The sequence below is a fragment of the Desulfatiglans sp. genome, from assembly GCA_012513605.1.
Lineage (GTDB): Bacteria > Desulfobacterota > DSM-4660 > Desulfatiglandales > HGW-15 > JAAZBV01.
This window is the reverse complement of the sequence record JAAZBV010000114.1, coordinates 1-6,950: the sequence shown is the minus strand read 5'-3', so window position 1 is coordinate 6,950 and position 6,950 is coordinate 1. Positions and strand designations below refer to the sequence as shown.

General features: G+C 44.3%; 6 protein-coding genes. 3 read left to right on the top strand and 3 right to left on the bottom strand.

The window, feature by feature from the left end:
* The 3 genes from GX654_15140 to GX654_15130 all read left to right on the top strand — a co-directional run.
* Positions 1-780, top strand: a 780-nt coding sequence (locus GX654_15140) for a formate--tetrahydrofolate ligase (GenBank protein ID NLD38196.1), incomplete at its 5' end; no start/stop codon positions are given.
* A gap of 270 nt (positions 781-1,050) precedes the next feature.
* Positions 1,051-1,629: a sigma-70 family RNA polymerase sigma factor gene (locus GX654_15135; GenBank protein ID NLD38195.1), complete on the top strand. Its 579-nt coding sequence runs from the start codon at positions 1,051-1,053 to the stop codon at positions 1,627-1,629.
* Positions 1,630-1,827: 198 nt separating this feature from the next.
* Positions 1,828-4,740 (top strand): protein kinase, encoded by a 2,913-nt coding sequence (locus GX654_15130; protein NLD38194.1) that lies wholly within the window; start codon positions 1,828-1,830, stop codon positions 4,738-4,740.
* Between the two features lie 226 nt (positions 4,741-4,966).
* Here GX654_15130 and GX654_15125 read toward each other — a convergent pair whose 3' ends face one another.
* From GX654_15125 to GX654_15115, 3 genes are all read right to left on the bottom strand, one after another.
* A complete protein-coding gene (locus GX654_15125; GenBank protein NLD38193.1) occupies positions 4,967-5,377 on the bottom strand; it encodes a UrcA family protein in 411 nt (136 codons plus the stop codon).
* Between the two features lie 323 nt (positions 5,378-5,700).
* Positions 5,701-6,195 (bottom strand): nuclear transport factor 2 family protein, encoded by a 495-nt coding sequence (locus GX654_15120; protein NLD38192.1) that lies wholly within the window; start codon positions 6,193-6,195, stop codon positions 5,701-5,703.
* An 87-nt stretch (positions 6,196-6,282) separates the two neighbouring features.
* Positions 6,283-6,786, bottom strand: coding sequence for a flavodoxin (locus tag GX654_15115; GenBank protein NLD38191.1), 504 nt, complete (start codon positions 6,784-6,786; stop codon positions 6,283-6,285).
* Positions 6,787-6,950: the final 164 nt, after the last annotated feature.

The window sequence follows — 6,950 nt, the reverse complement described above, 5'->3', positions numbered from 1 at the left end:
TTTGAAAAGTTCTGTAATCTTAAATGCCGTTACAGCGGTATGAAACCGGATGCAGCGGTTGTTGTTACCACCATCAGGGCGCTCAAGTGTCACGGTGGCGCTCCTGTTCCGGTCCCCGGAAAACCGATGCCAACAGAGTATACAACTGAGAACGTCGGCTGGGTTGAAAAGGGTTGTGGAAACCTCCTGCACCATGTTAACAACGTAAGGAAGGCCGGCATCAGCCCGGTTGTTTGTATCAATTCATTCTACACAGACACCAAAGACGAGATTAAAAAGGTTCGTGAACTGGCAGAGGCTGCTGGCGCCAGGGTTGCAGTGTCAGAACACTGGCTCAAGGGCGGCGATGGCGCGCTTGAATTTGCAGATGCGGTTATCGATGCCTGTAACGAAAAGACAGAATTCAAGTTCCTCTATGAGCTTGATATGCCGATCAAAGACAGGATCGAAAGGATTGCTACAGAGATGTATGGCGCTGACGGCGTTGATTATACAAACGATGCCAATAATCAGCTCAAGAAGATCGAGGCTGACCCAGAGCTTTCAAAACTCGGCCTCTGCATGGTTAAGACACACCTGTCACTTTCTGACAACCCCAATATCAAGGGCGTTCCAAAGGGGTGGAGACTCACCATCCGTGATGTCCTCACCTATGGCGGCGCAGGGTTCATAGTGCCTGTTTCCGGAACAATTACACTCATGCCCGGAACAAGCTCAAACCCCGCGTTCAAGCGTGTTGATGTTGATACAGCAACAGGCAAGGTACAGGGCGTATTCTAATAAATTTTCAGCCTTAACAAGCTGAGAGAAATATAAGGCCATCCCGGAAATTTCCGGGATGGCCTTTGTGTTTTATTTTGAACCTTAAACCTTAAACCCTGAACCCTGAACCCTGAACCCTGAACCCTGAACCTTGTTTCATGTTTCAGGTTGACATAAAAGAGGGTAATTCGTATAGTTATGCCTTCGGACATGATTTCTATTCAATAGCTGATCTCAAAATAAGACTCTATCTTCTATAATAAAAGGTTAATTTTCTTTGAGGCATCTATGTCTGAATTTTCTTCACAGGAAGTAACCCATTTACTTATAGCATGGCGAGAGGGTGAAAAGGACGCCCTTGATAAGCTGATCCCCCTGGTCTATGAAGAGCTCCGTCACCTGGCGCATAATTATATGCGCGGTGAAAGAAAATGCCACACCTTACAGACAACAGCGCTTGTAAATGAAGCATATCTCAAACTACTCGATTGCAGCAGGGTTAACTGGCAGAACCGTGCCCATTTTCTGGCTATTACCGCTCAACTGATGAGGCGTATCCTGGTTGATTATGCCCGTTCAAAACGCTCTTATAAACGCGGTGGTGCAGCAGAGCGGATTTCACTGGATGAATTTAAACTGGTTTCCAGGAATACTGATCCTGATCTGATTGAGATAGATGAGGCGCTTGAATCCCTAAAACAGGTTGATGCACGCAAGTGCCAGGTAGTGGAGCTGAGGTTTTTTGGCGGCATGACCGCCGAGGAGACTGCTGAGGTTCTGGATATCTCCCCTGATACTGTCCTGCGTGACTGGAAGTTCTCCAGGGCATGGTTGGCAAGGGAAATGAAACAGAAGGTACTGGGGTAATAAAAAAGATAAAACTCGAAGCACGAAATCCGAAATTCGAAACAATATTAAATACTCTAATGACATAAATTCAAAACAGAAAAAGAAAAATAAACATCGTAGCAAGAAATTTGTTTTGGTAATTTGAAAATTTGAATTTTGAATTTGTTTCGTATTTCGTATTTTGGATTTCGTATTTTACAAGTTTTGGTAACATTTATGCCCGATCAATGGAAACAGATTTCCGCTCTTTATGATGCCGCTCTCAGGCTGCCTGAGGATGAGCGTGCTGACTATCTTAAGAAACATGCCCCGAATGAGAATGTGCGCCTTGAGGTGGAATCGCTGCTGGCCCACGAGCATTCGGGAGAGCAATTACTTGAATCACCAGCAATGGAGGTAGCAGCAAAAATGATGGCAGAACACACCCCTGTTTTAAAAATCGGACAGACCCTTGGACATTACGAAATCATCTCCCTGCTCGGCAAAGGCGGCATGGGAGAGGTGTATCAGGCAAAGGATACAAAGCTTGGGAGGGATATTGCAATCAAGATGCTCCCTGTAGAGTTTGCAATAGACTCTGGCCGTGTTGAACGCTTCCAGCGTGAAGCAAGGCTGCTAGCATCACTAAACCACCCTAATATTGCTGCCATATACGGCCTGGAAGAATCCGGTAGAACCAGCTTCCTTGTGATGGAACTTATTGAAGGCGATACTCTAGCCGAAAGGCTTAAACAAGGGCCTATTCCCATCGAAGAATCACTGAAGCTCGCCTTGCAGATAGCAGAGGGTCTTGAGGCAGCCCATGAAAAAGGTGTTATTCACAGGGATCTTAAACCGGCTAACATCAAGGTCACGCCTGAAGGCAAGATAAAAATATTAGACTTTGGATTGGCAAAGGCATTTGCTCCGGATCAGGGAGAAGCAAAACCCTCTGACTCCCCAACCATAAGCGCTGCTGCAACCAGGCAGGGGGTTATCCTGGGCACTGCGGCATACATGTCTCCTGAACAGGCAAAGGGGAAAACTGTAGACAAACGGGCAGATATATGGGCCTTTGGTGTTGTGCTTTTCGAGATGCTGACCGGGAAGATGTTGTTTGGTGGAGAAACGGTCACAGAGACCCTAGCCGCTGTAATCAAGGGCGAACCGGACTGGAGCCTTCTCCCCCAGGAACTGTGTCCCCGTATCCGGTTCATGATTGAGCGGTGCCTTGAAAAAGAGTCTAAAAACCGTTACAGCAGCATCAGCGATGTCAGGGTGGATATCAGAAAAGTGCTGGAAGAACCGGCAGGCATACGATATCCATCTGTAGAAATGTTGAAACCGGTATCAAATATTAAATTTATAATGCCTTGGGTGATCGCTTCCATAATTATCTTGGCAATTGTTGCAGGATTCCTGTTCGTCAGACGCAACCCGCCCCAACCCCGCGACATAGTTCGGATGGAGCATATCCTGCAGGAAGGAGAGCAATTTAATATTCCCGTGGGTTCTGTTTTAAAAATGGGACACACCCTTGATGTCTCTCCCGACGGCAGAAAAATTCTCTATAGCACTCAGCGGGGGCTTTCCCTCCTTTCCCTCGACCGGATTAGAGCAGAGATAATCCCTGGAACTGACGAAAATCCTCAGTCTCCCTTCTTCTCACCCGATGGCGAATGGATCGGCTTCTGGTCCCAGAAAAATAATAAACTGAAAAAGATTTCTGTCCACGGCGGATCTCCGGTTGATCTGTGTGATGTCGATTGGGTTTTTGGGGCACAATGGTGTGAAGATGACAGGATTATATATGGGGATGTCACACGCGGCATAATGCGGGTTTCTGCAAACAGCGGAACCCCCGAGGTTCTTGTTGAAATGGGGCAATGCGCTTTTCCTCAACTGCTACCGGACAATAAATCGATTTTGTTTACCGATATGTCAGGGCATCCTTTCATGATCGTTATCCAGAATCTAGAAACAAAGGATCGTAAAGATCTCTTTCAAGGCGCATTTGCCCATTATATACCGACCGGACATCTTGTGTATCTTACTGGTGAGATCATGAAAGGTGTTATCATGGCAGTTTCATTCGACCCTGTGAAGCAAGAGGCAAAGGGGGCGCATATACCTGTAATTGATGGCATGTTATTGGGAAGCACTTCTAATTCGGGTACACTAGCTTATATACCGGCGAGAATAATAGAGCAGGCATCTGGCATCCTCAGCCGCCGTAACCTGGTATGGGTGGACAGGACTGGGAATGAAACTCCTCTCAATGCGCCTCCAGACTATTACAGAACCCCCAAAATTTCTCCTGATGGAACTAAAGTGGCTTTATCGATTGAAGGTGACAATCCTGATATCCATATCTGGGATTCGATTCATGAAAATATGAAACGCCTGACTTTTAAAGAATACAGAGATGACGTCCCTATTTGGACTCCTGATGGTGAATATATTATTTTTACATCGAATAGAGGAAAAAAGGCAGGCATTTACCGGAAGGCATACGATGGAACAGGAGAGACTGAAGAGCTTGTGTCTGTTCAATCAGGTAATAGTCTGATTCCGCACTTCTTGGTGGGTGATGGGAAATCCCTTGTCCTGGCGCAGGGGTCTGTATCGGGAAATGTGTCCTTTATTTCGCAGATAACCATAGGGGATAAAACCTCTCTGAAACCACTCCTAAAGGAGAAATATGTTGTCACCCATCCCAGCATCTCTCCAGATAGAAAATATATGGCATATGCAGCCACCGAATCAGGCAATTTAGGCATCTATGTGTGCCCTTTCCCTGATGTAAAAAGCGGAAAATGGCAAATATCCTCACCTGGTGAATATGCGGAAAGCCCTATATGGTCGCCTGATGGAACAGAATTATTCTATCTCAACAGGGATAATGTCATGGCAGTTCAAGTGGATACCCGATCAAGCTTCAGCTATGGCAAACCAAAGGCGCTTTTTAAGTTATCTTATGTTACCGGTTATATTGAAAGTGTTGCCTATGATATACACCCCAACGGCAAACGCTTTCTGATGTTGAAAGAAGTAGAGTCAACCGGCGAACCCTTAAAAAGATCACCGGGTAAAATCAACATTGTACTGAATTGGTTTGAAGAACTGAAGGAAAAGGTACCGGATAGATAATTTAAAATTACAGATTACAGATTCAAAATTAATGTTGCTGCATATTTCTTAATATTGAATCTTGAATATTTAATTTTTTGTGTTCTCTAGTTTTCAAGAGTTTCAAAGAAACAAGTTGAACATATCTTGCTTGCCTGCTCACTCTCTACGCTTGTATGGCGAACCTTATGTATTTACCGCTGGCTGAGTCTCCTAGCGCAGCCAGCGGTTTTAAGGTCTTTACCTCTCACTTTTTCTTTTTGTCAACACTGGTAACCGCAAGTACCGGGGAGCTCGTTCCATTAGTGGTTCTTTGGTGAAGAGCTGCTAAACCGGGGTGACCAACATCAGCCACAGCACGTTCAACAGCATCATTGCGACATGCATTATACTGGGCTGATCGATGCAAATCCATAATGTCAGGGCGATGACCACATACCTGTTTGGAAGCATGTTTGATCCTCTTGTATAAAGCAGCTACACCCTCCTGGTGTGAAAGATTCAGGTCTCTGTAACTGACTTTAACCTGTAGTACCACTGATCCCGTAGAGTCAGTGGCTATGACCTGAGCTTCAGTGGCGCCGGCCGGCCCGGAAATAAGGGCGAGCACAGCAATGGTAATCAAGGCGACAATAATTCTTTTAAGATTTGTACCCATGATAATTCCTCCTTATGTTTCAGGTTTAAAAATGCTTTCACTAATAAAGGCGAAAATCATGGAGAAAAACCTGCATAAAAAATAATGTAATTGATTTTATTCTATTTGAAATAGATATTGAGGTTAAGGAAGAGAGCTTTAGATAGCCAATTGGCAGGATACCAATATATACATGTGTTGATACAGCAACAGGCAAGGTACAGGGCGTATTCTAATAAATTTTCAGCCTTAACAAGCTGAGAGAAATATAAGGCCATCCCGGAAATTTCCGGGATGGCCTTTTTGTATTAGGCTTAAACCTTAAACCGCAGACCTCAGACCGTCTAGTCTTGAGGGTCTACATCCCGAACACTGATAAGCCACTTGCCATTTATCTTTACCAGCTCATTTACTTCACGACCGGCTGAGGTAACCTTACCCGAGGTAAATACACCCATCCAGTAGGCGTAGAAGCGGGCATGATCATCATTAACAAATTCAATGTGGGTATTTGTAAGAACATGGTTCATGCGCTCCATTTTCTCACCGTTCTTTTTTGCGGTATCCATTTTTTGCCCGGCATCCTTCATCATTTTTAAAAGCGCCTCGCGTCCTTTGACCGCCTTATCACCCCTGCCAAACTGGCCATCAGGCGCAAACAGGGCAGCATATGCCTCTGCATTGCCTGAGTCGAGCGCACGGATATAGTCCCACATCAACTGTTCAATCGCCACACGGTCTTTTATACGAACAGTATCCTTTTCCTGAGCGAATGAGAGAGAAACAAAGAGTGCCATCATCACAAATGCCGTAATAACTAAAATTCGTGTCCTGGTCATATCAATCTCCTTTTATTATAATTTTGATTTTCGTTCGTGTTTTTCGCATGGTTTGCGTTTTAATCAGCTTTTGTGAGATACAACCCCTTATTTCATAAATTCATTAATATGAGATAACCATTTTAATATGTCACTCTCGGCTTCATCAACTCTGATATTTCTTATTCCCAGGGCATTCAGCACTTTTGAATCTGGACACTGTTTTTTCAAAGCCTCCACAGTTCCCGCCAGGCCTCCTGTGCCATGTGTGCAGAACGGTGCAATTGTTATTCGTGACAAATCGTATTCACCTAAAAAGGCTGAAACCGGCGTGGGTATGGTTCCCCACCAGTTGGGATATCCCAGAAATAATAAATCATATTTACTAATGTTTTCTATTTTGGTTTTTAAGGCCGGCCTGTAACCTGCGGCTATCTCCTTTCTTGCCTTTTCAAGGATTTCACTATGATCTGCCGGATACTTATCCGTCGTTTCAATTTCAATTAAATCTCCGCCTATAATCGCATAAATCTGTTTTGCGATTTTACGGGTGTTTCCACTGTGAGAAAAAAATATGATAAGAATCTTTTCCTTAAATGAATCTATTGACATATCTTCCCTCCTTGATCTTAATTTAAAAGATTATCAGCGTTGAAGCTGTCGAAAAAGTACTAAAGGTATTGAAAAATTATTGAATGAACCGCTGGATATGATAAAGTGCAATCATCCTTCAACGATCTTTCCAGCGGAGCGATAGATGGCACGATACAAAGAGA